1 protein-coding gene is annotated in these 253 nt (G+C 71.5%); it reads right to left on the bottom strand.

Translation table 11 applies throughout. From position 1 onward, the window contains the following. A partial coding sequence (ssb, locus tag KGQ19_RS49080) for a single-stranded DNA-binding protein (protein ID WP_212022557.1) occupies positions 1–253 on the bottom strand: 253 nt, incomplete at both ends.

The following is a 253-nucleotide window of genomic DNA, read 5'->3' as shown; positions in this document are numbered from 1 at the left end:
GCTCCACGACCGTGCGCTTCTCGCCCTCCTTCGTCTCGTACGACCGCTGGCGCAGCCGGCCGGAGACGATCACCCGCATACCGCGGGTCAGGGACTCGGCGACGTTCTCCGCCGCCTGCCGCCAGATCGAGCAGCGCAGGAACAGCGCGTCGCCGTCCTTCCACTCGTTGGTCTGGCGGTCCAGGGTGCGGGGCGTGGACGCGACGGTGAAGTTCGCGACCGCCGCACCCGACGGGGTGAAGCGCAGCTCGGG

The sequence above is a fragment of the Catenulispora pinistramenti genome (assembly GCF_018274385.1).
GTDB lineage: Bacteria > Actinomycetota > Actinomycetes > Streptomycetales > Catenulisporaceae > Catenulispora > Catenulispora pinistramenti.
The sequence above is the reverse complement of the archived record's forward strand: the minus strand, read 5'-3'. Positions and strand labels throughout refer to the sequence as shown.